This is a genomic window from Aurantimonas sp. DM33-3, from assembly GCF_014334315.1.
Taxonomy (GTDB): Bacteria; Pseudomonadota; Alphaproteobacteria; order Rhizobiales; family Rhizobiaceae; genus Aurantimonas; species Aurantimonas coralicida.
Genome location: NZ_JACSGS010000021.1, coordinates 34940 through 59556, shown reverse-complemented (window position 1 = coordinate 59556; position 24617 = coordinate 34940). Strand labels below are relative to the sequence as shown.

The following is a 24617-nucleotide window of genomic DNA, read 5'->3' as shown; positions in this document are numbered from 1 at the left end:
ACCAAACGCAATCTGGCTTCCCCATTCCGCCGATCTCTTTCAAGGCGCCGCCGAGCTCCAGTCGGACAGGCCGGATCTTCGTGTCCTGCGATGCTTCAAAAGCCGACTTCTTCAACAGCCCCACGCGGCAGCGCTGCCATGTTGCCGTTAGCACCTTGGTGACCGCGGCTTTGATGCCCTCGTGAGCGTCGGACACGACGAGCCTCACGCCGCGCAGGCCGCGTCGGGTCAGCTTTCTCAGGAACTCGGTCCAGATCGGCTCGGCTTCCGAGGTGCCGATCTCCATGCCGAGAACCTCACGCCGGCCATCCGCGTTGACGCCGACGGCGCCGACGGCGATGATCACGGCAACCGAGACGATGCGGCCGCCGCGGCGGACCTTGAGGTAGGTCGCGTCGATCCAGAGATAGGGCCAATCGCCTTCGATCGGCCGCTCCAGAAAGGCTTTTACCTTGCCGTCGATCTCTTCACACAGCCTCGACACCTGGCTCTTGGAGATGCCGGTCATGCCCATCGCCTTGACCAGGTCGTCGACCGAGCGCGTCGAGATGCCCTGGACATAGGCCTCTTGAATGACAGCCGTCAGGGCCTTCTCGGCCATGCGCCGTGGCTCCAGAAAGCCGGGAAAGTAGCTGCCCCTGCGCAGCTTCGGAATGCGCAACTCGACTGTGCCGGCTCTCGTCTGCCAATCCCTGTCGCGGTAGCCATTGCGCTGGGCGAGGCGCTCGGCACTCTTCTCGCCATAGCCGGCGCCGGTCGCGGCACCGACCTCCAGTTCCATCAACCGCTCGGCGGCAAAGCCGATCATCTCGCGCAGCAGATCGGCATCAGGGGTCTTCTCCAGAAGGCTGCGCAGGCCCATCATGTCGTTGGTCATCAGGGGATCTCCGGTCCGGGTTGGATGTCGCAACCCAAGCCTAACCGGAAACCGCTGGTGACCACCGCGCCGCCGATCCGTCCTACAGCGCGATGAAAGGCGCGGACGAGATCGACGACGCTACCGCCGAGCTACACCACGGATGGGGACACGACCTACCATCGGGCAGACAGGAGCAGATTGGAAGCAATTTCGCTTCCCCCGACAAGCCGAACTGGGCTCTTCCATATCTCATGCGAACATTCGGGCTGGCTTGCGGAAGCTGGCGACACGGGACGGGAGCGTTGCGCGAAGGGGCGTCCACTGAACATCGATACTCCGGAGATCCTTCAGCCGCAGTGTGCCCCCGAGAAGCGGCTCGGCAGTCCCTAAGAACCGCCGAGCCGACTTCGCTACGGGAGCCTCAGGCAAACCGCTTCTTCAAGACATCAGTGATGCGTTCGCCCTTGCTGATCTCGTCATGCGCGCGCTGAATCACAACGCGCGCCTCGGCCGTGAGGTCCTGATGGTCCAAAGCCGCTCGGAACTTCTGTTCGATGTAATCCTCGCCTTCTTCCACCCGTTCGGCGGCCGCTTCATTGCTGTCTTCGAAGGCATCAGCCAAGCTGGTGAAGGCACGATGCGCAGCGCCCATTGTGCTGCCACTCTCTCGGGGTTCGCCACCCAGTCGCACAATCTCGGCATTCAACATGCGGACGGTGTCGCGCCGCTTCCCCGCCTGCTCCCGAAGTGTCTGTTTCAACCCGGCGTTATCAGCTAACTCGGATGCTGTTTCGTAACCGAGGGCGCTGTCGACTGCGGTATCGGTCAGGGTCTCGATGATCGAAAGCTCGGTAGCCATCGGCGTTCTCCATGTATGTTTCCGCTCGGCAAACTGACGACGAGCGAAAAGGATGCACCGGCCGACCCGACTTAAGTCTGCCTTAAGCTGAGCGTCCGACCAGCCGGTCCGAGAAGTCGACCGGAGAGAATGATGGCGATCACACGTGTCCTGGCCGCGGTTGCTTTTGCGGTCACCGCCGGAACCCCGAAAGCAGCCACCGCCCAGTCGGAACCGCTCCCCGTCGATCAGGCCTTCGCTCTGACCAGCACGGCGACTGCCACGGGCGGAGTTGACCTCAACTGGGCGATCGCAGGTGGCTACTATCTCTATCGGGACAGGATTGCGGCCGCGACGCCGGCCGGGGAAACCGTAGAGCTCGACATACCCCGTGGCGAGCCGAAGAACGATCCAAGTTTCGGCGTCATGGAGGTCTTCCACGATGCGGCGACCGCGACGCTCGCTTCGGTGCCAACCGGGACCAGCGAGGTCGCGGTTTCCTTCCAGGGGTGCCAAGAGAACGGTATCTGCTACCGGCCAGTCACGCGGACGATCGAACTGGCGGCGCAAAGCGGGCGAGGCGCACCGGGGCAGCGTCTGGCACGCCCAACCAATGGTGGAGGCGAACGGCGGACGTTGACGCCTTCCAGCTTCCGCAATGCCTTCGATGCAGCCAGCGGTCCCGCCGGCACGGCGAAGAGCAATCTGCCCGCGACGAACCCGGCACCGGGCACAGGGATTCAGGTGGACGCCGCGTCCGGAGGTCTCGTCGCATCTCTCCTAAACGATGGCGGGGCGAGTTGGGCCATTGGTACATTCTTCCTGCTCGGCCTCGGCCTCGCTTTTACCCCATGCGTCTTCCCGATGTATCCGATCCTGGCGGGGCAGCTCGGCCGGCAAGAAGGCCGCACCTCGACCAGGCACGGGCTCCTGCATTCCGCAGTCTATGTGCTGGCCATGGCAACGGCCTTTGGCCTGCTGGGCGTCGCTGCGGCCTGGTCCGGCCAGAATCTCCAGATGGCCTTGCAGTCGACGCCAGCAATCCTCGTCGTGTCGCTGGTCTTCCTCATTCTGGCCCTGTCGATGTTCGGCCTGTTCGAGTTGCGGCTGCCGAGTGCCTGGACCAGTGCCGTTGCCGGCGTCACGGCCGGGCGTAGCGGAATCAGGTCGACGGCAGCGCTTGGCTTCACGTCAGCGCTCATCGTTGGTCCTTGTGTCACGGCACCCCTCGCGGGCGCGCTCATCTATATCGGTCAGACAGGCGAGATCAGTCTCGGTGCCGCTGCGCTCTTCGCCCTCGGCCTCGGACAAGGCGCGCCGCTCGTCGCATTCGGCACCTTCGGTGCGGGTATCATGCCCAGATCCGGACCCTGGATGCAGACGGTCACTCGCGCCTTCGGCATCGCCTTCCTGGTGCTCGCCATCTGGATGATCGCGCGCATTCTGCCGCCTTTCGTGGCTTTGTGGCTCTGGGCCGCGCTGCTGATCGGCGTCGGTTTCGAGTTGGGCGGGCTTGGAGGTCGGAGCGCCCCCCGGGGTCCGCTTCAGCGAATCGGACGGACGGTGGGCGTGCTGTCCCTCATCTATGGAGGCACGCTTGCCGTCGGTGCGGTCGCGAATGCCGACGATCCCCTGCGCCCACTCGCACCCTTGACCGCGAACGGGGGTGCGCGCGGCACCGCGAAGCTCCCTTTCGAGAAGGTTGATGCGCCCATGGAGGTGGCCGATGCCATTACCTCTGGAGACAAGCCTACACTCCTGTATTTCACCGCCGATTGGTGTGTCAGTTGCGATGTTCTCGAGCGCGAGGTGTTCGAGGATGAGAGGGTGCAGGCGCGGCTCGTCGGCTATCGGCTCCTGAAGGTTGACGTCACGGACGAGCGCCCCGGGTCAGCCGCACTGATGTCGGAACTGGCGGTTGTCGGGCCGCCGACCATGTTGTTCGTTGACCATGAAGGCTTGGAGATACCGGGATCGCGGATCGTAGGCGAGATTCCCGCCGAGGCCTTCATCGAGCGCATCCGTCTTACGGAGGGCAACTGAGTTGGCTGCCCTGACGCTGGGTCCCCTCGTCTTCGCCGGAGACCGTCTTGCGGCCATCGTGGCAATTGTCGTGTTTCTGGGCGTCGCTGCCATTCTGACAGGACGTGTCGACGAGCGGCTGGGCAACTGGTCGCTGACGGTCGTGCCGATTGGGATCATCGCTGCCCGGCTGGGGCATGTCGTCCTTCACTGGGAGACCTTTGCACCGGAGCCGCTCCGCGTTTTCAGCATCTGGGAAGGTGGTTTCGCAGGGTTGGCCGGGCTTGCGGTTGCCCTTCTCTACACCCTCTACGTGTTTCGGGACGTTCGTCTCCGGGTCTGGTCGATCGGCGCGCTCGCCGGCGCTTTCGTTGCCTGGAACATTGCCTGGCAGCTGGTCGCGAGCACGAAGGCAATCGCGGCTCCCAGCGAGAGCTTTGCCATGCTGGACGGTCCGGACCGCTCACTGGCCGATTTCGGAGCGAGGCCGATCGTGCTCAACCTCTGGGCCTCCTGGTGCCCACCATGCCGCCGCGAAATGCCGATGATGGCGACAATGGCTGCAAACCGAGCTGATGCGGTGTTCGTCTTCGCCAATCAGGGTGAAAGCGCGCAAACCGTGTCTCGGTTCCTTGCCGGAGCCGACCTCGAAATCGACCATATCGTACTCGATCAAGGGTATGCGCTCGCACAGCATTACGGCGTGTCCGGCTACCCCGCCACGTTGTTTCTCGACGCGACCGGAACGCTCCGTTCGCTGCATTTCGGAGAGATCTCGCGCGAAACAATCGCGGCGGGTATCGATAGAGCCAAGGCGGAATGGGACTGACATGACTTTGAGGAACGCTCACCGCACAGGCCTGCTGGCCGCGGCTCTGCTTACGATGGCGGGTTGCTCGTCTGTCGGCGAACTGCCCCGGACCGTGCTCGGTTACGCTGCGCCGAGCCTGATCGGCGATCCGCGATATGCCACCTTCGAGGACAGTGGCCGCACCATCCCGGCCATTCCCGCTGCCCATCTTACCGATGAAAACCGGCGCCAGATCGTTGATTTCGCCGGCTCCGAAGCTCCGGGCACCATCGTCGTCGATCCGGCCGCGCATTTCCTCTATCTCGTCGAGGAAAACGGCAAGGCCATGCGCTACCGTGTCGGCGTCGGCAAAGCCGGCTTCGCGTTTACTGGCAACGCGACAATCGCCCGCAAGGCTGAGTGGCCGGGCTGGACGCCGACACCCAACATGCTGAAGCGTGAGCCCGAACGGTTCGGCCCCTACGCGAGCGGCCTTGAGGGCGGGCTCGGCAACCCGTTGGGAGCCCGCGCTCTCTATCTCTATCGCGGTGGCCGGGACACTTACTACCGGATTCACGGTACCAACGAGCCCTCAACGATCGGCCGATCAGTGTCGTCAGGCTGCATTCGTATGTTCAACCAGGACGTCATCGATCTGGAAGATCGTGTTCCCGTTGGAGCGAACGTCGTTGTACGAAGTGCGCTCGGCACCGCTGCGTAGGGCATTCCGAAAAACGGACGCCAGGAGACGCGGACTGGCGATCTGACGCCGAGTTCGTCTCAACGCTGATCCAGTGCCTGATCGCTGTGTATCGCCGCGTCTCCGGAGGCGAGTGCTTTGAATTACGACACGCCTCATGTGCGGATTGCCGATCCCGCCTTGACCTTCCAGTAGCTGGAATCTCCATCTAATAACGACGATCGGCGAACGAACGAGTGTTCGCTGACCATCGTTGCAGGAGAAGCGGCATGAGTACGATATTGCCTTCACCAACACGGAAGACGGCCGTCCTCTACCGGATGGTCATGGACGAGCATGTCTGCCCCTACGGGCTGAAGTCGAAGGACCTTCTCGAGCGCGAAGGGTTCGCGGTCGACGACAACTGGCTGACCACCCGCGTGGAGACCGACGCCTTCAAGGCAAAACATGGCGTCGAGACGACACCCCAGACCTTCATCGGCGGCGATCGCGTCGGCGGCTATACGGACCTGCGCGAACATTTCGGCAAGTCGGTCCAGTCGGAGGACGAGACCACCTACCAGCCGGTGATCGCCATCTTCTCGGTCGCCTTCCTGATGGCGCTCGCGGTCTCCTTCGCTGCCTATGAGACGATCTTCACCGTGCGGGCGATCGAGTGGTTCTTCGCCATCTCCATGTGCCTGCTCGGCATCCAGAAGCTGCAGGACATCGAGAGCTTCTCGACCATGTTCCTGAACTACGACCTTCTGGCCAAGCGATGGGTGCGCTACGGCAAGATCTACCCGTTCGGCGAGACGCTGGCCGGCGTGCTGATGATCGCCGGCACCCTCACCTGGCTGTCGGCGCCGATCGCGCTGGTCATCGGGACGATCGGCGCCGTGTCGGTCTCCTATGCGGTCTATGTGCAGAAGCGCGAACTCAAATGCGCCTGCGTCGGCGGCGGCTCGAACGTGCCCCTGGGCTTCGTGTCGCTGACCGAGAACCTCGTCATGATCGGCATGGGCCTGTGGATGCCCCTGCGCATGATCTGGGGAGGCTGAAGCCTCCTCGTTCCAACCATGTGCCAACACTGCGGACAAGGTTCGGGGACGCTCCTCGTCTTCGACAAGAACTCCGACGTTGGCTCGCAAGACTACCCGACGGAAAAGCCACCTTTAGCAAGGAGAACAACGATGATGGGCGAACACTCTGGCGATATGGGATGGATGCCCTTTGGCATGGGACTCTGGGGCATTCTGGTCCTTGTGGTCTTCGTGCTGGTGATCGCGGCGCTGGTGAAATACCTGCGACGGTGATCGTGGGGAGTTCAGAAGATGCCGTTGGCCTTCTGGACCTCGCGAACATAGGCAACGATATCGGCGACCTGGCGCTCGCTCACGCCCCCGACAGGCGGCATGTTTCCGAAGCCCCAGTGGTGGGCACGAACGCCCTGGGTCGCGGCGATCAGGAATGCCTGGTCGCCATGGTGGTTCGGCTCGTAGATCCGATGGATCAGCGGCGGCCCCTGTTCGGTGCCGCCGGCGTTCTGCCCGTGACAGGCAGCACAGTTCGCGGCGAAGAGTTCCTGTCCACGCTCCGCCCGGACGGAGAGCTGAGGAACTGTCACGGCCACGATATGCGCGTCGGATGGCGTTCCCTCGGACAAGGCCCACCAGACAAGGAACACGCCGATTGCGAGCGCGCCGGCGATGGCCGAGATGGTCGCTTTCGATGCCCTCATCGACGTCTCCTCATGTCACGTCGAACCAGGTCATCATGCCGCCGGCGGCATGCTCCAGCATGTGGCAGTGGAGCAGCCATTTCCCCGGATTGTCGGCGATGAAGGCGATCTCGATCGTCTCGTCGGGCATCATCAGCTCGGTGTCGCGCAGGACCGGGTTCGCAACGGGCTTGCCGTCGCGGGAGACGACACGGAAGTGATGGCCGTGGACATGCATCGCATGGGGCCATCGGGTGGCGTTGCGCAGGGTGAAGACGATCGGACGGCCGCGCTCCACACTCGCGAGCGGTTCGTCCATGTCGCCTGCCACCCCATTGAACGACCAGACCCGGCTCTTCGAGACGAGTTCGCGCATGTCCATCCAGCGGCCCTGATGCGTGGCGCCCTGCATGCTGCCCATGGCGCCGCCCTCCATCACCAGTTCGGTTCTGAAGGCGTCCGACAATTCGGGCAGAGCGGCCGGGCCGGACAGCGGCAGCCCGACGGGGTCGGGATATCGCGATCGCACGGGTTCCCCTTGAAGCGCGAACGTGGCCATCTCGAAGGGCCCATCCCGCGTCTGCAGCGACAGCGGGATCGTGTCTCCATCCGCTCCGGCAAAGTCGACGAGGAGGTCGGCCCTTTGTGCGGGGGCAAGCTGGATGGTTCCGCTTAGCGCTTCGATCGTCGTCGGCATGCCGTCGAGCGCCAGGAGGTGCACCGGCAGATCCGCAAAGGCGATCTCCATGATCCGGGCATTGGCCGCATTGATCAGGCGCACCCGGACCCGCTCGTTCGGCCGGACGGCGACCTTTGAGCCGAGGCGCCCATTGACCGTCGGCGTGTTGCCGATGCGGCCGCCATGTGCCCATTCCATCATCTGGCCGAAGCCGTCTGCGATGGCGCCGTCCCGGGCGAGACGCCAGTCGTCGAGGACCAGAACGAGGTCGCGGTCGGCACCCCGCCACGGCTCAGGCTCCTCGACGATCAGCGCCCCGTGAAGCCCGCGGGCATTCTGCTCCCAGGATCGATTGTGGGAGTGGTACCAGTAGGTCCCCGGATCCGGCGCGACGAAATCGTAGGAGAATTGCTCGCCCGGCGCGATCGCGGCCTGCGTGAGCCCGGGCACGCCATCCATCGCGTTGTCGATCCGGATGCCGTGCCAGTGCACGCTGGTCGGCTCAGCAAGGCCGTTCTCGACATCGACGGCCAGGCGTTCGCCTGCGCGCACCCGCAACACCGGCCCTGGCGCGGTCCCGTTGAATGCCCAGACTGGCGTTGGGCCTGCGAATGTTTCGGGCACGATCTGCGCCTGGCCTACGGCAGCGACGAGACGGTGCCGCGTGGCGGCGGAGGCGCTCGATATTCCGCTGGTTGCAAGCAGCGCGCTCGATCCGAGCAGGAAGCTCCGGCGACTGATCGGACATGTCATTGCGGGCTTACTCCCTTTCGAGATCAGCGATCAGAGCCTTCATCTCTCCGATCTCCCGGCGTTGCGCCTCGATGATCGCGTCCGCGAGCTTGCGGACGCGCGGATCGGAAATGTTGGCACGCTCGCTGGTCAGAATAGCGATCGAATGATGCGGGATCATCGCCTTCATCCAGGCAACGTCCGCGACCGTGTCCTGGCTGCGCACGTGATAGACCGCGCCGGCGAAGGCGATGATCGCGGCGGCGAAGATCGCGATATTGGTCGTCCGGTTCCGGTACATGCCGAGCATGAAGGCCAGCATGATGACGGCCATCGCCGCCCCCATGACGATCGCCATCCATGCCCGGGTTTCGCTGAAGAGGATATGATCGAGGCTGTAGGTGTTCAGATACATCAGTCCGAACATCACGATGGTGGAGGTCGCGATCATCGCACCGAAGGTCGAGTACTTCATGGGGCGGGCCTGTGGTGATGGTGGTGATGTTCGGGACCTGCTCCCGCCGAGCGGTTGGCGCCGCCCGGCGGGAAAGGCGCCTATTTCATCTCGACGACGGTCAACTTGCCGCGGATCCGTTCCGCCACGAACTCGATCGCCTGGCCTTCCTTTGCCGTTTCCAGCATCGCCGGATCGGCGACGACGAACACCATCGTCATGGCCGGCATGTCGAGATTGGCCAGTTCCTCATGCCGGATCGTCAGCTTCCCGGCCTTGGTATCGACCTTCTGGACGATGCCTTTGGTGTAATCGGCGGCAAGAGCCGGCAGAGCCAGGGGAAGCGCAACGAGCGCCAAGACGAGGGTTTTCACGTATTTGGACATGGTTCTCTCCTGAGGATCGTTCGGTCGGGGGGCTATTCGGCGGCAACGGTCAGCGGACCGTGCATGCCCGATTCGTAGTGGCCGGGGATCAGGCAGGCGAACTCGAAGCTGCCGTCATTCGTGAAGGTCCAGGCGATCTGGCCGCTCTCGCCGGGTTCCAGACGCACGGCGTTCGGATCGGCGTGCTCCATCTCCGGGAACTTCTCCATGAGCACTTTGTGCTCCTGGATCATCTCGTGCCCGTCCATGACGAATTCGTGCTCGATCTCGCCATCGTTGCGGATCTCCAGAAGCACGGTCTCGCCCCGCTTGACCGCGATGGACGACGGCTCGAACAGCATCGCGCCGTCGTCGGTCTCCAGCATCCGCACGGCAATGATTCGCCCCGCGTCCGCAGGCTCCGCCGGCTTCCCGAGCATCATCTCCTCGTGGTGCCCGCCCGAATGGCTCCCGGCCGCCAGGGCGGTGGCTGGGGCAAGCGGCAAGGTTGCGGCGAAGAGCAGCATCGTAAGTTTGCGCATGAGTGGTCCTCTTTGATTGTGGTTGGTGTCCTTTACGTCCCGGCCTCAATGGCCGGAATGACCGCCGCCGGCCGGCATGACCCGTCTGGCGGATGGCGTGTGGGGCAGTGCGGCACCGTCGGCGCTGCCAGTTGGCGCGACAGGCGCTTCAGGGAGCAATCCGGTCCATTCGTAGGCCACCGTTCCGGCGGGAAACTCGTAATCGCCCGGATCGGCGTAATCGTCGGCAGCAAGCCCGTCCCGAACCTTCATCACGGTGAACATGCCGCCCATTTCGAGGGCGCCGAACTGCCCCCAGCCGGCCATCATCGGGATCGTGTTATCCGGCAGCGGCATCGCCATCTCGGCCATTTCGGCCATCCCGGTTTCGCCCATCGGCATGTAGTCCGGTTGGATCTGACGGATCTTCGCCGCAACCCTGGCCTTGTTGGCATTCATCGGCGTCGGGATGTCGTGCCCCATCGCGTTCATCGTGTGGTGCGACTTGTGGCAGTGCAGGGCCCAGTCGCCCGGATAGACCGCGTCGAACTCGTAGGCGCGCATCGCCCCCACGGGAATGTCGATCGAGACCTCCGGCCAGCGTGCCTCGGGCTTCACCCATCCTCCGTCCGTGCAGGTCACCTCGAAGTCGTAACCGTGCATGTGGATCGGATGATTGGTCATGGTCAGGTTGCCGACCCGGACCCGGACCCGGTCGCCGGTCGCCGCGACGAGAGGTGCAACATCCGGGAAAACCCGGGCGTTGATCGCCCACAGATTGAAGTCGGTCATCTCCATGACCTTCGGCAGATACGCGCCGGGATCGATGTCGTAGGCCGACAGCATGAAAACGAAGTCCCGATCGACCGGCATGAAGGTCGGGTCCTTCGGATGGATGATGAACATGCCCATCATCCCCATGGCCATCTGGACCATCTCGTCGCCATGCGGATGGTACATGAAGGTTCCGCTCTTCACGGCGTCGAACTCGTAGACAAACGTCTTGCCCGGCGGGATTCCCGGCTGGGTCAGGCCGGTCACGCCGTCCATGCCGCAGGGCAGGATGACGCCGTGCCAGTGAACGGTCGTGTGCTCCTTCAACCGGTTCGATACGAAGATCCGCACCCGGTCGCCTTCGACGCATTCGATGGTCGGTCCCGGCGCCTGGCCGTTGTAGCCCCACAGATAGGCGGTCATGCCCTCGCCCATCTCCCGCTCCACCGGTTCGGCAACGAGGTGGAACTCCTTGACCCCGTTGTTCATGCGAAAGGGCAGCGACCAGCCGTTCAGCGTCACCACGGGATTGTAGTCCGGCCCGGCCGTCGGCATCAGCGGCGGCTGGGTGGCCGCCGTTTCCATGATCGGCGCTTCCGGAAGCCCCATGGCCGACGTCTTCGACCAGGCGGCGACGCCTGCAAGAGCCGCTCCGGCCCCGATGAATTGTCGTCTCGAAACCATCGTTCGGATCCTTTCGATCAATCGTCGCCGGAGGCGGACGCCATCTCGGCGCCACCAGCGGCTTCGGATGCATCTTCGCCACCGCCGTAGACGGCCGCGGTGAGAGCGGCGTCAGCGAGGTGGAATTCGCGCTTTGCGTTGAGGGAGAGCAGGATTGCGTCGAGCTTCGCCCGCGTATCGGCGAGGAGATCGAAGGTGCTCGTGATCATCCCGTTGTAGGTGAGAAGAGCTTCCTTCTCTATCGTCGTCCGCAATGGCACGACGCGGGAGCGGTAGTGGCGGGCGATCTCGCTGCGGCCGCGATAGGCCTTATAGGCAGCGCGTGCCTGCGACCGGATGTCGACGGCCTTGGCCGCCAGCTGGTTGGCCGCCTTCAGGTACTGGAATTCCGCCTTTCGAAGCCGGGCCTGCCCACTGTCGAAGATCGGGATTTCGAGCCCCACCTCTACGGATGCGGACACGACGTTGCTTGCCGCTTCGGATCCGTCCTCGCGTTCCTCGACCTCGCGTTCGACTTCCACGCCAGCGGCCAGTTCGAGGTCGGACACATATCGCGTGGCCTTCGTCAGGCCGTAGGACCGCGCCAGCGCCTCGAGTTCGAGACGCGCGACCTGAAGGTCGACCCGGTTGCGAAGGGCTTCGGCCTCGATGGCCTTGAAGCCCTTCAGCGTGCCGGGCAGTGCGGGCAATGCGTTCGGAACCTCGAAATCGAGATTCTTCCCCCATACGCCCATCACCCGGTAGAGCTTCTCCTTGGCCAGTTGCGCGGCCAGTCGCGCTTCGGCCGTCCGCCCGGTGAGCTCGGCATAGAAGGCCTGTTCGCGGGCCTGCTCGACCTTCGGCATCGCTCCGGTCCGGCCCAGTTCGCTGGCCAGTTCCGCGGCAGCGTCCGCGGCGAGTTTCGCACGGTTCAGATAGGCGACCGTCTCCCAGGCCGCGACAGCCTCGATCCATGCCTCACGCGTTCTGGCCGCAAGCGCCAGCGTTGCGTCGACGGCCCGCAACTGCGCCTGGAGGACCCGGACCTCGGCGACGTCGAGGCGCCGCTCCCGGGTCATCATCCGGATGATGTTGGCGGCGATCAGCCCCTCGATCGTCCGTCCGACACCAATCCCGCTGTAGGAGAGCGAAAGCCTCGGATTGACGGCGAGCCCCTCCTGCCAGAGCTCGGCAACCGACAATCCGACCTCTGCATAGTCCGCCTGCAACGTCTTGTTGCTGAGAAGCGCGACCTGCACGGCCGCGTCGGCGCCGATATATTTCGCTGCGAGCAGGTTCCGGACCCGCTCGTTGGCCGCCGCAGCCTGCGCCTGATCCTGGACCCAGACCGTCTGCTTTCCCAGGCGCCGTCCGGCGTCTGCCGACACGACATCGAAGCCGAGATCCGGCTCGAATGTCTCCGACGCCGCAACGCAGCCGGACATGATCAGCGGCAGGAGAAGGACGCTGCTCACCCTGAACAGCGCCCTCATCGTGCCGGCTCCCGGCCGGCAACGGGGGATATGTCCACGCCGGTACCGCGCCAACCATCCGGCTCGCGGACAGTGCGATGAGTATAGGCACCGACGACGGAAGCTTGGCCAAGTGTTCCGCCAGGGATGCTCGGTTCATCAGGCGACGGGAATACGGTCGTTTCGGGCAGACCCCGAGCAGCGTCCGCACAGCCCGCCAGAAGCAGGCCGGGCAGGATGCCGGCAATGATGGAGAATCTCATTGTTGAACCTGAACGCCATGCCGTTCGCCGCGAGATGCGCCTCGCGGAACCGGTCATGGAGGAAGAGGATCAGGCTTCGCCGTGGGCGAATTCCTGACGTCCACGCTTGCGACCAACGGATGGCCGGAAGACGCAATAAGGCTGGGAAAAGCCCCGGACGATCAGATTCGAGGAGGACGCTCGGTGGTGGGGCCGGACTGTCCGGTCAGATCCGTCGTGAGGATCGGATAGGACAGATTGCGGCTGACCGGCATGGCGTCGGTCGGCCCGACGGCCTGCGGGACTGCCGTCAGGCAGTGCGTCGCACAGTCACTTGCGCCGGCGGCCTTGTGATCATGGGCTTTCGCGGGCGCATGGTGGCCATCGTGCGCATGCCCGGGTTCGCCGGCCATATCCGCCTCAGCGATCATCGCCATGGCGAGGGGCTGCGACGACATGATGGGGGTTTCCGCCCCGACCGACCCGACGGATGCGAACAGCATGCTCAGCATGACCGCGAGAGCAGTCAGCAGCCGAGCAGGCGTGCGAGCATGGGATCGGAGAAACATCATCGCGCTGTGGATATCATGAACTCGAAGAGGCGTCCATTCTCAGACCCCTGCCCTCGTGGGACGCGCCTGGCCCGACGCGACGATCTCCGTACGCCTGAAACCAACTCGTGATCCCGGGAAGCCGACGGGTCACCCGCCGGCGGTGCCGGTCGGCCAGGTCGCGTGGTGGTCGTCGATCACCAGAGCGTGCCGATGGCGGATCGGCTGGTGGCGATGCGGATGGCGGTGTGGCTCCGGACCCTCCCAGCCTTCGTGTTGGTGCCGGTGGTGATCGTCGTGGACATGGAGTGTTTCGTGCGTGAACGCCTGATGGACGTGCTCGACCTCGACCGGATCGTTCGCCGGCCAGAAGACCAGCGCGACTGCGGCGCCCGCAGCCGCTCCAGCAGCCATGACCAGGAAGGTCGGACCAAGGCCGATCGTCGCGCCAAGCCAGCCGGCGGCTGGATAGGTGACGAGCCAACAGGCGTGCGAGAGAGCGAATTGCGCGGCGAAGACGGCGGGCCGGCTGTCGGCATCGGAGGAGCGGCGCAGGAGCAGCCCCCCGGGCGTGCCGATCGCCGACGCGGCCGCACCGAGCAGCGCCCACAGGATGAGGCTGCCCGTCCATCCAGGGCTCGTGCTGGCGATAATGAGGAGGCCCGCCATGGCGCTCGCACCAGTCAGCATGACTGTGCGGGCGGGAGCCCGGTCGAGAAGCCGAGAGAGCAGGATGGCGACCGCCATCGAGCCCAGGCCGTAGGCGGCGAAGAGGAAGGCCACGTCGTCGTTGGTGCCGCCGAGATCGGCGCGCACGACGACGACAGTGTTGACGATCACCATCGCCCCGCCCGACGAGGCCGCGAAGGACACGGCCAGGAGACCGCGCAGGCGCGGTGTCGCGAGGTAGACGCGGATACCCCGGGTCAACTTGTCGACGAACCGACCGCCGCTGGCCGCCTTGGCGACCGGAAGCGCGACCGAGACGACCAGCGCCGCGGATGCGAGGAAGCCGAAGACCGTGCCGAGAAACAGCCAGTGGAAGGAGATTACTGTGAGCAGAAGACCCGCCAGCAGCGGGCTGAAGAGTGTCTCGAGGTCGTAGGCAAGCCGCGAGAGGGACAGGGCGTTCGTGTATTCCCTCTCGTCCGGCAGGATGTCGGGGATCGTGCCCTGGAAGGTCGGCGTGAACAGCGCCGACATCGACTGGAACGCGAAGACGAGGGCGTAGACCTGCCAGATCTCGGTGACGAAGGGCAGGACGAGCACGAAGGCCGCCCTGGCGAGGTCGAGGCCGACGAGCAGCGTCCGCCGCGGCAGGTAACCCGTCAGGACCCCGGCGAACTGCGAGACACCCACATAGGCAATCATCTTGATCGCAAGCGCCGTCCCGAGCACCGCGCCGGCGTTCGCGCCGGCAAGGTCGTAGGCCAGCAGCCCCAGCGTCACCGTCGTCAGGCCGGTCCCGATCAGCGACAGAACCTGCGCTGCGAAGAGATGGCGATAGGTGCGATGGCGCAGGACGGTCAGCATGGTTGCGTTACCTCGACCCCGGCGTTGCGGCTGCCCAGCCGGAAGAAGGTGCCGACCGACGGCACGAAACCATCGGTCGGCGGTGACTGGAAGGTCTCGTCAGACCTTGCGATCGAAGGCGGTGTAGGTGCCGCTCGTGCGCAGCGTCAGGGACACCGGCGCATCGCCGCGGTTGCGCCAGAACCAACCATGGTTGCCGGTGAAGGCCGCCTGGATGGTCCCCTCGTCGGAAGAGACCGAGCGCCCCTTCTCGTAGGAGATGTTCTGTCCGCCGCCGTCGCCATGGGTGTCGTAGTTGACCGCACCGCCTTCCGAAACGACCCAGGCGAAGGAGGCGATCTCGCCCTCCTGCATGGCCAGCTTGATCTCAGCGCCCTCCCCGGGCGCGAGCGTGATGGTCATCTCGTCCTGGCGCATCTCCTGAGCGACGGCCGACGAGACGAAGAGACCGCCGATCGCGCCGAACAGGCTGGACTGCCGCTCCGGGGCGGGCGGTGCCGGTGGCGCGGGCGGGGCCAGCGGGGCGACGGGCGGCGGCACCACGCCGACGGCGGCAGGCGGAAGCGGCGTGGCGTCGGCACCGGTTGGCGGGGCAGCGCGGGCGGCCGCGTCCCTCGCGGCATCGGCTTCGGCTTCTGCCGCGAGCTGGGTCTTGATCTCGCCCATCTCCGTGAGGTTCAGCGCCGATCCGACCCCGGTCGGATCGATCCCGTACTCGGCCGGGAGCACGACGGCGACCAGGATCGCAGTGGCGGAGACAGCCGCGATGACGGTCGAGCGCACCAGCTTCCGCGTGGAAGGAAGCTCGGCGCGGGTGGGCATGTCGGTATTGTACATGTGTCGATATCCTTGCGTTGAGGGGTCGTCAGGTGACGAGATAGCCGGCGACCTGGTAGCCGAAGAGCACGAAGCCGGCGGCCATCATGACGACGTTGGCGGTGTAGGCGTGGCGGAAGAAGCTGGGGGTCCTGCGCCAGAAGCCCATGACGATGAGGATCGCGCCGAGGGCGAGGAGCTGGCCGATCTCGACGCCGACATTGAAGGCGAGGAGGTTCGGCACCAGGCCGTCCGGCGAGATGTCGTATTCGAGGATCTTGGTCGACAGACCGAACCCGTGGAAGAAGCCGAAGATCAGGGCCGCGGCCTTGGTGTTCGGCTGGAAGCCGAACCACCGCTGGAATGCCCCCATGTTGTCGAGCGCCTTGTAGACGACCGACAGGCCGATGATCGCGTCGATGATGTAGCTGTTGATCCCGACGTCGAAATAGACGCCGAGAAGCATCGTCGTGGAGTGACCGATCGCGAAAAGGGTCACATAGATGCCGATGTCCTTCATCCGGTAGAGGAAGAAGATCACCCCGAGCAGGAACAGGATGTGGTCGTAGCCCGTCGCCATGTGTTTGGCGCCGAGATACATGAAGGCGATGAGGTTCACCCCGGTGATCTCCTGGATGTAGCCCTGATCGCCGGCGGCAACGCCGTGTGCGAGAGCTGTCGTGCCCCATGTCGTCGCCAGGAGAAGCGCGAGCATGGGGGTGCGAAGCGTCGACCGGATCGCGTGGCGCGACTCGAGACGACCTTCGACGGAAGGGTCTTGCATGGTTGGTTCCGATTGTCCGTAAGGTGCCATGCCGTCGCGGAGACGGCGTCTCATCACGCGGTGACGGACGGTCTCGGCGGTCGGTCGAGGGTGGAAGCTTCGCCCTCCAGGCCTCGATCCTGACGGAGCAGAGCATGCTGCACGGCACCGGGCGGCACGGGCGCGTCGAACCGGGGCAACGTTCCGGGCTTGTCGTGGGAATGGTCGAACGGGTTGTGCTTGTGCTCGTGATCGCCGTGCCCGGATGCGTCGGCGAGCGGCTCGCCATCATGCGAGTGGCCGTGGTCATCAAGGGTGGCGTGCAGCGTGGTGACCGGGTCGTGCGAAGCCGACGGCCCCTGAGGCGCCGCGAACATGGCGAAGGCGACCGCCAGGGCGATCGTCAGATGTCCAAGGAGGGTTCGACTGAACGTCAGCATACTGTCGGCGATTGGTTCCCTCGGGCGAAGACCGCGATCCTGATCCCCGATCCCGGCGCGAAACTTGTCGGCGAAGAACATGGCACGGTCATGGTGGCGAATGAACCTCCTTCGTGCTCGACGCCACCGGCTCGCGATTGCGCGCCAGGCCATCGCGACGGTGGACTTGTCCAGCGGGATTGCGGCGGGCCTTCACGACATGATGGCGGCAGCTTCTTCCATCGCAGCCGAGAGCAAATGATTGATCGGCAGGCCGCGCAAAGCGACGTTCCAGTCGCCCCGCGGTACAGGCCATCGAAAATATTGCATTGCGGAAAAATCCTGTGTGCGCACACTGCGCGGCATGGACGCCGATCTCTCCATCCTGGTCTTCGACGAAAATGCCGTTCGTGCCGCGATCATCGAGGCGGGACTGCGCGAGGCCGGACATCGGCGGGTCGCCGTCGTCAGGGAAATTCTTGGCCTGGTGAAACGCATCGAGACGGTTCAGCCGGACGTGATCGTCGTGGACCTGGAAAACCCCAACCGGGACCAGTTGGAACATTTCTTCCAAGTCTCCCGCTCGGTGAAGAAGCCGGTGGCGATGTTCGTCGACCGCTCCGACGCAGGCGCGATCGAGGCGGCCGTCGATGCCGGCGTCTCGGCCTACATCGTCGACGGGCTCAGGAAGGAGCGCGTCAAGCCGATCCTCGACATGGCGATCTCGCGCTTCAATGCCTTCTCCCGGCTGTCCAGCGAACTGGCGGAAGCGCGTTCGGAACTGGCCGAGCGCAAGGTGATCGAACGCGCCAAAGGCATCCTGATGAAACTGAAGAAGCTGGACGAGCCTGCAGCTTACGCGCTCCTGCGTCGAACGGCGATGAACGAGAACCGGAAGATCGCCGACGTCGCCCAAGGCCTCGTCAGCGCCTATTCGCTGTTGGGAGATGCCCGTGACGAAGCTTGAGTGCGTGCGCCTCGGCTATCTGCCGCTGCTCGACAGCGCCGTGCTGCTGGTTGCCGCGAAGCTCGGCTTTGCCGAGGAACGCGGTCTCGATCTCACCCTCTTCCGGGAAACCTCCTGGGCGACGATCCGCGACCGGATGGGGGTCGGCCAGTTCGACGCCGCACACATGCTGGCGCCGATGCCGATCGCGGCCAATCTGGGCATTGGCCCGCTTGCCGTTCCGATGATCGCGCCGATGGTGCTGGCGCTCGGCGGCAATGCCGTCACTGTCTCCACCGCCCTCGCCCAGGCGATGGCCGATACGGCTGGCGACGATCCGCATGGACCTGCAGCGGCGGGGGCCGCACTGAAATCAGCCCTTGGCCGGCGGGCGCAGGCGGGGCGCAGCCATGCCCGTCTTGCTGTCGTCCATCGGTATTCGAGCCACAATTACGACCTGCGGTACTGGCTTGCCGCGTCCGGGATCGAACCGGACCGGGACGTCGAGATCACCGTCGTCCCGCCGTCACTTGTGCCCGCCGCCCTCGCCGCCGGGGAGATCGACGGCTTCTGCGTCGGCGAACCCTGGAGCACGGTGGCCGTCAGGCGCGGTGTCGGGCAGATCGTCACCAGCAAGGCGGAGATCTGGCGACGCGGCCCGGAAAAGGTGCTCGGCGTCTCCGCCGCGTTTGCAAGGGACCGCCCGGAAACCCTGTCCCGGCTCATCGACGCCCTCGGCCAGGCCGCGCTCTGGTGCGCTGATCCGGCCCATCATCGCGCTCTCGCGGATTTGCTGGCCTTGCCGCAACATCTCGGCGTGCCGTCGGACGATCTCATGGCGGGGATAACGGGTCGCATGGAAGTCGCTCCCGGACGATTCCGGGCCATCGAGGGCTTCATGATCTTCGCCGGTGCGGACGCCAACCGTCCTGACCGGAGCCATGGCCGGTGGCTTTATCGTCAGATGGCGCGATGGGGCGACGTCCGCTTCTGCGAAACCGGGCTGGCCATCGCCGGCCGGACATTCCGCCCGGATCTCTTCGACAAGGCAGGAGGAGCCGGAAAGCCCGCTCCCGCACAGGATGAAGATGGACCGTCTTCCGCCCCGCACCGCCCGGCGGGCCTTTTTGATGCAGAAACCGGCGATCCGCATGAGACATGAGCACACCGCCTGACCGGATCCACGGCGAACTGCACAACAAATATACAGACTTTGTAAAAGTTCAAAAAAACCGCAAAAACGTGTTCTGCCGCGTTGCAACATCGCTGCTGCGGCAGTAAGAATGGTCGCCAGAGACCGGATTACTGATCCGTCTCCCATTATCTCCCGGCAACGCTTGCCGGCATCATAGGCGCCCAATGGCGGGCGCACCGGCAAGGCTGCCGACTTCGTTTTCATGCGCTCCGAGGCTTCGGAGCGACAACGGGTCGGGCAGCCTTTTTTCATTTCAACGATCAGCAACGCCGGCGCGGCATGCCCGGCGAACGGGGACGCTTACGCCATGGCCAGCATCATCGCAGTCTCTCGCCGAACCCTTCTTGGCTGCACGGGAGCGTTTGCCGTCCTGGCCGCCTCGCCTGCGTCGGCCGGCATGCTGCCGGTCGAGAAGGACGAACTGACCTTCGGCTTCATCAAGCTCACCGACATGGCACCGCTTGCCATCGCCAAGGAGATGCACTTCTTCGAGGATGAGGGCCTGTACGTCACGATCGAGCCCCAGGCCAACTGGAAGGTGCTGCTCGACCGCACCATCACCGGCGAGCTCGACGGCGCCCACATGCTGGCCGGCCAGCCCCTGGCGGCGACGATCGGCTACGGCACCAAGGCGCATATCGTCACGCCGCTCTCCATGGATCTGAACGGCAACGGCATCACCGTCTCGAACGACGTCTGGGCGGAGATGAAGACGCACATCCCGGCGGGCCCCGACGGCAAGCCGGAGCATCCGATCTCGGCTGCCGCACTCGCACCGGTGGTCGAGCAGTACCGCTCGGCCGGCAAGACCTTCAACATGGGGATGGTGTTCCCGGTCTCGACCCACAATTACGAGCTGCGCTACTGGCTTGCGGCCGGCGGGCTCAACCCCGGCTATTACTCGCCGAGCGACACCTCCGGCCAGATCGACGCCGAGGTGCTCCTGTCGGTCACCCCGCCGCCGCAGATGCCGGCGACGCTCGAGGCCGGCACCATCCAGGGCTATTGCGTCGGCGAACCGTGGAACCAGCAGGCGGTGTTCAAGGGCATCGGCGTGCCGGTGATCACCGACTACGAGATCTGGAAGGACAATCCCGAGAAGGTCTTCGGGATGACGGCGGCATTCGTCGAGGAAAACCCGAACACCGGGATCGCCGTCACCAAGGCGCTGATCCGCGCCGGCCAGTGGCTCGATGCCGATGGCGGCGCCAACCGCCGGCAGGCGGTCGATATCCTGTCGCGGCCCGAATATGTCGGGGCCGATCCCGAGGTCATCGCCAACTCGATGACCGGCACCTTCGAATACGAGAAGGGCGACACGCGCGAAGCGCCGCACTTCAACGTCTTCTTCGACAAGTTCGCCACCTATCCCTTCTACTCGGATGCGGTCTGGTACCTCACCCAGATGCGCCGCTGGGGCCAGATCTCCGAGGAAAAATCCGATGCCTGGTACGCCGAGACCGCCGCGTCGGTCTACCGGCCCGACATCTACCGGAAGGCCGCGGAATCCCTCGTCGAGGACGGCTATCTGGACCCGTCCGCAGTGCCCGACACCGATGGCTACAAGCCGGCGACGGCCGAATTCATCGACGGCGTCGAATACGAGGGGCGCAAGCCGAACGAATATCTCGCGAAGTTCGAGATCGGGCTGAAGGGCTCCGAGGACGTCGCCAGCGTCGTCTCCAACTGAGCGCAGCCGCTCGCGCCGGGCAGCCCCTGCCCGGCGACCTTGCCGCCGAAGCATTCGACGAAGGAACGCCAGCGATGAGTACCGCCTCCGATTTCATGGGCGACGAGCTGTCCCCCGCCGAGCGCCGGATTCTGAAGCGCGAAAAGCGGATGTCCCGGATCACCCGCGCCACCGGCCCGTTGACCGCGATCGGCCTCGGCTGGTCCGTGCCGGTCATGAAGATCGCTGCGGGAGACGATGCCCGCAGCAATCTGCGCGCCCTGTGGCAGAGCCTGATCGTGCCGCTGATCGGCATCGTCGCCTTTCTCGCCGCCTGGGCCGCCCTCGCGCCGCAGGTCCAGACATCATTGGGCACGGTGCCCGGGCCGGTCCAGGTCTGGCAGCAGGTCGGCTCGCTCTATGACGACTATCAGCGCGGCCGGCAGGACCGAGTGGCATTCTACGAGCGACAGGACGCGCGCAATGCCAAGCTGGTCGAACAGGGCATGGCGGACCGCGTGAAGACCCGCAGCTACACGGGTGCCCCGACCTATCCGGAACAGATCCTCACCAGCCTCAAGACCGTGTTTCTCGGCTTCGTGCTCGCCACCATCATCGCCATTCCGGTCGGCATCGCCTGCGGATTGTCCGCGACGATCAACGGCGCGCTCAATCCGCTGATCCAGATCTTCAAGCCGGTGTCGCCGCTGGCCTGGCTGCCGATCGTCACGATGATCGTCTCGGCTCTCTACGTGAACGCCTCCGACGCCGTGCCGAAGTCGATGGTGGTCTCGGCGATCACGGTCACCCTCTGCTCGCTTTGGCCGACCCTGATCAACACGGCGCTCGGCGTCGCCTCGATCGACAAGGATCTCGTCAATGTCGGCAAGGTGCTGCAGCTGCCGACGCACAAGACCATCACCAAGCTGGTCCTGCCCTCGGCCATGCCGCTGATTTTCACCGGGCTGCGCCTGTCGCTCGGCGTCGGCTGGATGGTGCTGATCGCCGCCGAGATGCTGGCCCAGAACCCCGGCCTCGGCAAGTTCGTGTGGGACGAGTTCCAGAACGGCTCGTCGGATTCGCTGGCCCGGATCATCGTCGCGGTGATCACCATCGGCATCGTCGGCTTCATGCTCGACCGGATCATGGCTGCCCTGCAGACCGCCTTCACCTTCACCTCGAACCGCTGAGACGGCCTTCCCGGGCGCGAAAGGACACGACCATGGCCACCTCCCCGATGATCGAACTGGCGAATGTCTCGAAGGCCTATGGCGAGGGCCCGGCCCGCGCCGAAATCCTCGACGGCATCGACCTCAAGGTCGCGGAAGGCGAGTTCGTCGCGATCGTCGGCTTTTCCGGTTCCGGCAAGACCACGCTGATCTCGCTGCTGGCAGGGCTCATCCGGCCCGATGCCGGCCAGGTCCTGATGAAAGGCGCCCAGGTGACGGGACCCGGCCCGGAGCGCGGGCTGGTCTTCCAGTCCTATTCGCTGATGCCGTGGCTGACGGTTCGCGGCAATGTCGCGCTCGCGGTCGACACCGTTTTCGCCCGCGAGACGAAGGCCTCCCGCAAGGCGCGTGTCGACCGATACATCGAGATGGTCGGCCTCGCACACGCCGTCGACCGCAAGCCGGCCGAGCTCTCCGGCGGCATGCGCCAGCGTGTCTCGGTGGCGCGGGCTCTCGCAATGAGCCCGGAGATCCTGTTGCTCGACGAACCGCTGTCGGCGCTCGACGCCCTGACCCGCGCCAAGCTGCAGGACGAATTCGCCGCGATCAGCCAGGTCGAGAAGAAGACCATCATCCTGATCACCAACGATGTCGACGAGGCGATCCTGCTCGCCGACCGGATCATCCCGCTCGACCCTGGCCCAAGGGCCAGTCTCGGCCCGTCCTTTCCGGTCGAACTGCCGCGCCCGCGCGACCGCTCGGCGATGAACGCCAATGACGAATTCAAGCGCCTGCGGCGCGAGATCACCGGCTATCTGATGGATCGGGGGCGCCATGCCTCCGCCGACACGGATGCAGCGGTCTGCCTGCCGAACGTCGTTCCGATCACCCAGAGATCAGCGAAGGGACCGATGCCGGAGCTTCCGGCCGCCTATCGCCGCGCAGCGCAGTCCGCCATCGGGCGCGGCTATGTCGAGTTCTTCGAGGTGACCAAGACCTATCCGACGCCGAAGGGGCCGCTGACCGTCGTCGACGGCTTCGACATGAAGATGGAAAAGGGCGAGTTCGTCTCGCTGATCGGTCATTCGGGCTGCGGCAAATCGACGGTCCTGTCCATGGCCGCCGGCCTCAACGACATCTCGTCGGGAGGCATCATCCTCGATGGCCGCGAGGTCAGCGGAGCCGGCCCCGAACGCGCGGTGGTCTTCCAGTCGCCATCCCTGATGCCCTGGCTGACCGCCCGGGAGAACGTCGCTCTCGGGGTCGACCGGGTCTATCCCGACGCGACGCCGGCCGAACGCCGCGATGTCGTCGAACATTATCTCCACCGCGTCGGCCTCGGCGATTCCATGCACCGACGGGCCGAAGACCTGTCCAACGGCATGAAGCAGCGGGTCGGCATCGCCCGTGCCTTCGCCCTGTCGCCGAAACTGCTGCTGCTCGACGAACCGTTCGGCATGCTCGATTCACTGACCCGCTGGGAACTCCAGGACGTCTTGATGGATGTCTGGAAGCGGACCCAGGTGACCACGGTCTGCGTCACCCACGACGTTGACGAGGCGATCCTCCTCGCCGACCGGGTCGTGATGATGACCAACGGCCCGATGGCCCGGATCGGCAAGATCATGAAGGTCGACCTGCCGCGCCCGCGCACCCGCAAGGAGCTGCTCGAGCATCCCGATTACTACCTCTATCGCGAACAGCTCCTGAGCTTCCTGGAAGAATACGAAAAGGGTGGCCCTGGCACACAGGCGGCCAGCGCAGAGACGACCGCCGACGACAAGGCCGCGGGCGCGGAAAGGGAAGCGGCATGAGCGCGATCGCGCCCGAAATCGCCACCCGCGCCTTTGTCGAGGTGACGGAAGTGTGGGTCCCCGACGGCGACCGACTGGTCTGGTCGAGCGGCAATTATGGCACCCTGGACGCCTTCGCCGCCGTTTCGGCGAAACAGAGTTTCGCCAGGGGCGAAGGCCTGCCCGGTCGCGCCTGGGACGAGGCCCGCCCGGTGGTGCTGAAGCAGTTCGACGGCTCCTATTTCCAGCGCGCCGAAGCCGCGAGGGCCGCGGGACTGACCTGCGCGGTCGCCGTGCCGATCTTCGCCGGAAGCGCCCTGAAGGCCGTCATCGTCGTGCTGTGCGCCGATGACGAATTGCGCACCGGTGCCATCGAGGTCTGGCGCGAGAGCGACGGCCTCCTGATGCTGGACGACGGCTATTACGGCGCGGCGCGGCACTTCGAATGGGTCTCGCAGCATACGCACTTTCCCCGCGGACAGGGCCTGCCCGGCGGCGTATGGGCCGCGAACGCGCCGATGCTGATGCGCGATCTCGGCTCGGGCTACCGCTTCATCCGCGCCGAAAGCGCCGGCAGGGCCGGCCTGACCACCGGTCTTGGCCTGCCGATCACCGTGCCGGGAGACAGGACCTATGTCCTGACGCTGCTTTCGGCCCGCGGCACGCCGATCGCCCAACGGTTCGAGCTGGGGAATGTGCGCGCCGCCGGAACGGCCGGCGCCAGGGAGGCGATCCTCGCCGACGGCATCTGCCAGCGCGAGGGACCGCTCTGGGACGACGAGACCGAGCGGCGCGTGGCGGCCTGGCAGGGACCGATCGGTGAGGTGCTGGGCACCGGCATCCCCGCCGTCAAGCACGACAACCCCGCTCTCACCGCCGGCTACGCATCGATGGTGGCTGTTCCGATCTATCGCGACGGAACGATCAGCCACGTCGTCGCCTGGTACTATTGA

25 protein-coding genes are annotated in these 24617 nt (G+C 65.1%); 11 read left to right on the top strand and 14 right to left on the bottom strand.

Features of this window, described 5'->3' with window-relative positions; genetic code table 11:
• A partial coding sequence (locus H9Q09_RS20500; protein ID WP_246716257.1) for an IS256 family transposase occupies nucleotides 1-877 on the bottom strand: 877 nt, incomplete at its 3' end.
• Nucleotides 878-1280: 403 nt separating this feature from the next.
• Nucleotides 1281-1718 (bottom strand): PA2169 family four-helix-bundle protein, encoded by a 438-nt coding sequence (locus H9Q09_RS20495; protein WP_187392581.1) that lies wholly within the window; start codon nucleotides 1716-1718, stop codon nucleotides 1281-1283.
• A gap of 129 nt (nucleotides 1719-1847) precedes the next feature.
• Between H9Q09_RS20495 and dsbD the strand changes: the two genes are divergently transcribed.
• From dsbD to H9Q09_RS22715, 5 genes are all read left to right on the top strand, one after another.
• On the top strand, nucleotides 1848-3740 hold the full coding sequence (gene dsbD, locus H9Q09_RS20490; RefSeq protein WP_187392580.1) for a protein-disulfide reductase DsbD: 1893 nt from the start codon (nucleotides 1848-1850) through the stop codon (nucleotides 3738-3740).
• A 1-nt stretch (nucleotide 3741) separates the two neighbouring features.
• Nucleotides 3742-4548 carry a TlpA disulfide reductase family protein gene (locus tag H9Q09_RS20485; RefSeq protein WP_187392579.1) on the top strand — a complete coding sequence of 269 codons (807 nt, stop codon included), beginning with the start codon at nucleotides 3742-3744 and terminating at the stop codon, nucleotides 4546-4548.
• 1 nt (nucleotide 4549) lies between these two features.
• Entirely contained in the window at nucleotides 4550-5230 is a 681-nt protein-coding gene (locus H9Q09_RS20480; RefSeq protein ID WP_187392578.1) for a L,D-transpeptidase, read from the top strand.
• A 248-nt stretch (nucleotides 5231-5478) separates the two neighbouring features.
• Complete coding sequence (locus H9Q09_RS20475; protein WP_187392577.1) at nucleotides 5479-6249, top strand: glutaredoxin; 771 nt, start codon at nucleotides 5479-5481, stop codon at nucleotides 6247-6249.
• 132 nt (nucleotides 6250-6381) lie between these two features.
• Entirely contained in the window at nucleotides 6382-6504 is a 123-nt protein-coding gene (locus tag H9Q09_RS22715) for a hypothetical protein (protein ID WP_266102233.1), read from the top strand.
• 11 nt (nucleotides 6505-6515) lie between these two features.
• On the opposite strand, the gene H9Q09_RS20470 is transcribed toward H9Q09_RS22715, so the two are convergent.
• The 12 genes from H9Q09_RS20470 to H9Q09_RS20415 form a co-directional block, all read right to left on the bottom strand.
• On the bottom strand, nucleotides 6516-6929 hold the full coding sequence (locus H9Q09_RS20470) for a cytochrome c (RefSeq protein ID WP_187392576.1): 414 nt from the start codon (nucleotides 6927-6929) through the stop codon (nucleotides 6516-6518).
• 10 nt (nucleotides 6930-6939) lie between these two features.
• Nucleotides 6940-8340: a multicopper oxidase family protein gene (locus tag H9Q09_RS20465; RefSeq protein WP_187392575.1), complete on the bottom strand. Its 1401-nt coding sequence runs from the start codon at nucleotides 8338-8340 to the stop codon at nucleotides 6940-6942.
• 7 nt (nucleotides 8341-8347) lie between these two features.
• Nucleotides 8348-8794 (bottom strand): DUF305 domain-containing protein, encoded by a 447-nt coding sequence (locus tag H9Q09_RS20460; protein WP_187392574.1) that lies wholly within the window; start codon nucleotides 8792-8794, stop codon nucleotides 8348-8350.
• Between the two features lie 80 nt (nucleotides 8795-8874).
• On the bottom strand, nucleotides 8875-9159 hold the full coding sequence (locus H9Q09_RS20455; protein ID WP_187392573.1) for a copper-binding protein: 285 nt from the start codon (nucleotides 9157-9159) through the stop codon (nucleotides 8875-8877).
• A gap of 32 nt (nucleotides 9160-9191) precedes the next feature.
• Entirely contained in the window at nucleotides 9192-9680 is a 489-nt protein-coding gene (locus H9Q09_RS20450; protein WP_187392572.1) for a plastocyanin/azurin family copper-binding protein, read from the bottom strand.
• Nucleotides 9681-9725: 45 nt separating this feature from the next.
• A complete protein-coding gene (locus tag H9Q09_RS20445) occupies nucleotides 9726-11117 on the bottom strand; it encodes a copper oxidase (RefSeq protein WP_187392571.1) in 1392 nt (463 codons plus the stop codon).
• A gap of 17 nt (nucleotides 11118-11134) precedes the next feature.
• Entirely contained in the window at nucleotides 11135-12589 is a 1455-nt protein-coding gene (locus H9Q09_RS20440) for a TolC family protein (RefSeq protein WP_187392570.1), read from the bottom strand.
• 403 nt (nucleotides 12590-12992) lie between these two features.
• Nucleotides 12993-13313 carry a hypothetical protein gene (locus H9Q09_RS20435; RefSeq protein WP_187392569.1) on the bottom strand — a complete coding sequence of 107 codons (321 nt, stop codon included), beginning with the start codon at nucleotides 13311-13313 and terminating at the stop codon, nucleotides 12993-12995.
• A 198-nt stretch (nucleotides 13314-13511) separates the two neighbouring features.
• Nucleotides 13512-14894 (bottom strand): MFS transporter, encoded by a 1383-nt coding sequence (locus H9Q09_RS20430; RefSeq protein WP_187392568.1) that lies wholly within the window; start codon nucleotides 14892-14894, stop codon nucleotides 13512-13514.
• 99 nt (nucleotides 14895-14993) lie between these two features.
• The gene (locus tag H9Q09_RS20425) at nucleotides 14994-15731 is read right to left on the bottom strand and encodes a hypothetical protein (RefSeq protein ID WP_187392567.1); all 738 of its coding nucleotides are present in this window, start codon (nucleotides 15729-15731) and stop codon (nucleotides 14994-14996) included.
• Between the two features lie 28 nt (nucleotides 15732-15759).
• Nucleotides 15760-16494 carry a HupE/UreJ family protein gene (locus H9Q09_RS20420; RefSeq protein WP_187392566.1) on the bottom strand — a complete coding sequence of 245 codons (735 nt, stop codon included), beginning with the start codon at nucleotides 16492-16494 and terminating at the stop codon, nucleotides 15760-15762.
• A 53-nt stretch (nucleotides 16495-16547) separates the two neighbouring features.
• Nucleotides 16548-16994 carry a hypothetical protein gene (locus H9Q09_RS20415; RefSeq protein ID WP_187392565.1) on the bottom strand — a complete coding sequence of 149 codons (447 nt, stop codon included), beginning with the start codon at nucleotides 16992-16994 and terminating at the stop codon, nucleotides 16548-16550.
• A gap of 262 nt (nucleotides 16995-17256) precedes the next feature.
• On the opposite strand from H9Q09_RS20415, the gene H9Q09_RS20410 reads away from it, so the two are divergent.
• The 6 genes from H9Q09_RS20410 (at nucleotide 17257) to H9Q09_RS20385 (ending at nucleotide 24617) form a co-directional block, all read left to right on the top strand.
• Nucleotides 17257-17859 (top strand): ANTAR domain-containing protein, encoded by a 603-nt coding sequence (locus H9Q09_RS20410; RefSeq protein ID WP_187392585.1) that lies wholly within the window; start codon nucleotides 17257-17259, stop codon nucleotides 17857-17859.
• Nucleotides 17840-19000: a CmpA/NrtA family ABC transporter substrate-binding protein gene (locus tag H9Q09_RS20405; protein WP_210315450.1), complete on the top strand. Its 1161-nt coding sequence runs from the start codon at nucleotides 17840-17842 to the stop codon at nucleotides 18998-19000. The genes H9Q09_RS20410 and H9Q09_RS20405 overlap by 20 nt, the downstream gene beginning before the upstream one ends.
• Nucleotides 19001-19340: 340 nt before the next feature.
• The gene (locus H9Q09_RS20400) at nucleotides 19341-20723 is read left to right on the top strand and encodes a CmpA/NrtA family ABC transporter substrate-binding protein (RefSeq protein WP_187392564.1); all 1383 of its coding nucleotides are present in this window, start codon (nucleotides 19341-19343) and stop codon (nucleotides 20721-20723) included.
• A gap of 74 nt (nucleotides 20724-20797) precedes the next feature.
• Entirely contained in the window at nucleotides 20798-21892 is a 1095-nt protein-coding gene (locus tag H9Q09_RS20395; RefSeq protein WP_187392563.1) for an ABC transporter permease, read from the top strand.
• 32 nt (nucleotides 21893-21924) lie between these two features.
• Nucleotides 21925-23685, top strand: coding sequence for an ABC transporter ATP-binding protein (locus tag H9Q09_RS20390; RefSeq protein WP_187392562.1), 1761 nt, complete (start codon nucleotides 21925-21927; stop codon nucleotides 23683-23685).
• Nucleotides 23682-24617, top strand: a complete 936-nt coding sequence (locus tag H9Q09_RS20385; protein ID WP_187392561.1) for a GAF domain-containing protein — start codon at nucleotides 23682-23684, stop codon at nucleotides 24615-24617. Before H9Q09_RS20390 ends, H9Q09_RS20385 begins: the two co-directional genes overlap by 4 nt.

Excerpts from the sequence above, each read along its gene's own strand:
- H9Q09_RS20495 (WP_187392581.1), bottom strand. The coding sequence starts at position 1,718 with ATGGCTACCGAGCTTTCGATCATCGAGACCCTGACCGATACCGCAGTC.
- dsbD (WP_187392580.1), top strand. The coding sequence starts at position 1,848 with ATGATGGCGATCACACGTGTCCTGGCCGCGGTTGCTTTTGCGGTCACC.
- H9Q09_RS20480 (WP_187392578.1), top strand. The coding sequence starts at position 4,550 with ATGACTTTGAGGAACGCTCACCGCACAGGCCTGCTGGCCGCGGCTCTG.
- H9Q09_RS20475 (WP_187392577.1), top strand. The coding sequence starts at position 5,479 with ATGAGTACGATATTGCCTTCACCAACACGGAAGACGGCCGTCCTCTAC.
- H9Q09_RS22715 (WP_266102233.1), top strand. The coding sequence starts at position 6,382 with ATGATGGGCGAACACTCTGGCGATATGGGATGGATGCCCTTTGGCATG.
- H9Q09_RS20470 (WP_187392576.1), bottom strand. The coding sequence starts at position 6,929 with ATGAGGGCATCGAAAGCGACCATCTCGGCCATCGCCGGCGCGCTCGCA.
- H9Q09_RS20465 (WP_187392575.1), bottom strand. The coding sequence starts at position 8,340 with ATGACATGTCCGATCAGTCGCCGGAGCTTCCTGCTCGGATCGAGCGCG.
- H9Q09_RS20460 (WP_187392574.1), bottom strand. The coding sequence starts at position 8,794 with ATGAAGTACTCGACCTTCGGTGCGATGATCGCGACCTCCACCATCGTG.
- H9Q09_RS20455 (WP_187392573.1), bottom strand. The coding sequence starts at position 9,159 with ATGTCCAAATACGTGAAAACCCTCGTCTTGGCGCTCGTTGCGCTTCCC.
- H9Q09_RS20450 (WP_187392572.1), bottom strand. The coding sequence starts at position 9,680 with ATGCGCAAACTTACGATGCTGCTCTTCGCCGCAACCTTGCCGCTTGCC.
- H9Q09_RS20445 (WP_187392571.1), bottom strand. The coding sequence starts at position 11,117 with ATGGTTTCGAGACGACAATTCATCGGGGCCGGAGCGGCTCTTGCAGGC.
- H9Q09_RS20440 (WP_187392570.1), bottom strand. The coding sequence starts at position 12,589 with ATGAGGGCGCTGTTCAGGGTGAGCAGCGTCCTTCTCCTGCCGCTGATC.
- H9Q09_RS20435 (WP_187392569.1), bottom strand. The coding sequence starts at position 13,313 with ATGCTGTTCGCATCCGTCGGGTCGGTCGGGGCGGAAACCCCCATCATG.
- H9Q09_RS20430 (WP_187392568.1), bottom strand. The coding sequence starts at position 14,894 with ATGCTGACCGTCCTGCGCCATCGCACCTATCGCCATCTCTTCGCAGCG.
- H9Q09_RS20425 (WP_187392567.1), bottom strand. The coding sequence starts at position 15,731 with ATGTACAATACCGACATGCCCACCCGCGCCGAGCTTCCTTCCACGCGG.
- H9Q09_RS20420 (WP_187392566.1), bottom strand. The coding sequence starts at position 16,494 with ATGCAAGACCCTTCCGTCGAAGGTCGTCTCGAGTCGCGCCACGCGATC.
- H9Q09_RS20415 (WP_187392565.1), bottom strand. The coding sequence starts at position 16,994 with ATGTTCTTCGCCGACAAGTTTCGCGCCGGGATCGGGGATCAGGATCGC.
- H9Q09_RS20410 (WP_187392585.1), top strand. The coding sequence starts at position 17,257 with ATGGACGCCGATCTCTCCATCCTGGTCTTCGACGAAAATGCCGTTCGT.
- H9Q09_RS20405 (WP_210315450.1), top strand. The coding sequence starts at position 17,840 with ATGCCCGTGACGAAGCTTGAGTGCGTGCGCCTCGGCTATCTGCCGCTG.
- H9Q09_RS20400 (WP_187392564.1), top strand. The coding sequence starts at position 19,341 with ATGGCCAGCATCATCGCAGTCTCTCGCCGAACCCTTCTTGGCTGCACG.
- H9Q09_RS20395 (WP_187392563.1), top strand. The coding sequence starts at position 20,798 with ATGAGTACCGCCTCCGATTTCATGGGCGACGAGCTGTCCCCCGCCGAG.
- H9Q09_RS20390 (WP_187392562.1), top strand. The coding sequence starts at position 21,925 with ATGGCCACCTCCCCGATGATCGAACTGGCGAATGTCTCGAAGGCCTAT.
- H9Q09_RS20385 (WP_187392561.1), top strand. The coding sequence starts at position 23,682 with ATGAGCGCGATCGCGCCCGAAATCGCCACCCGCGCCTTTGTCGAGGTG.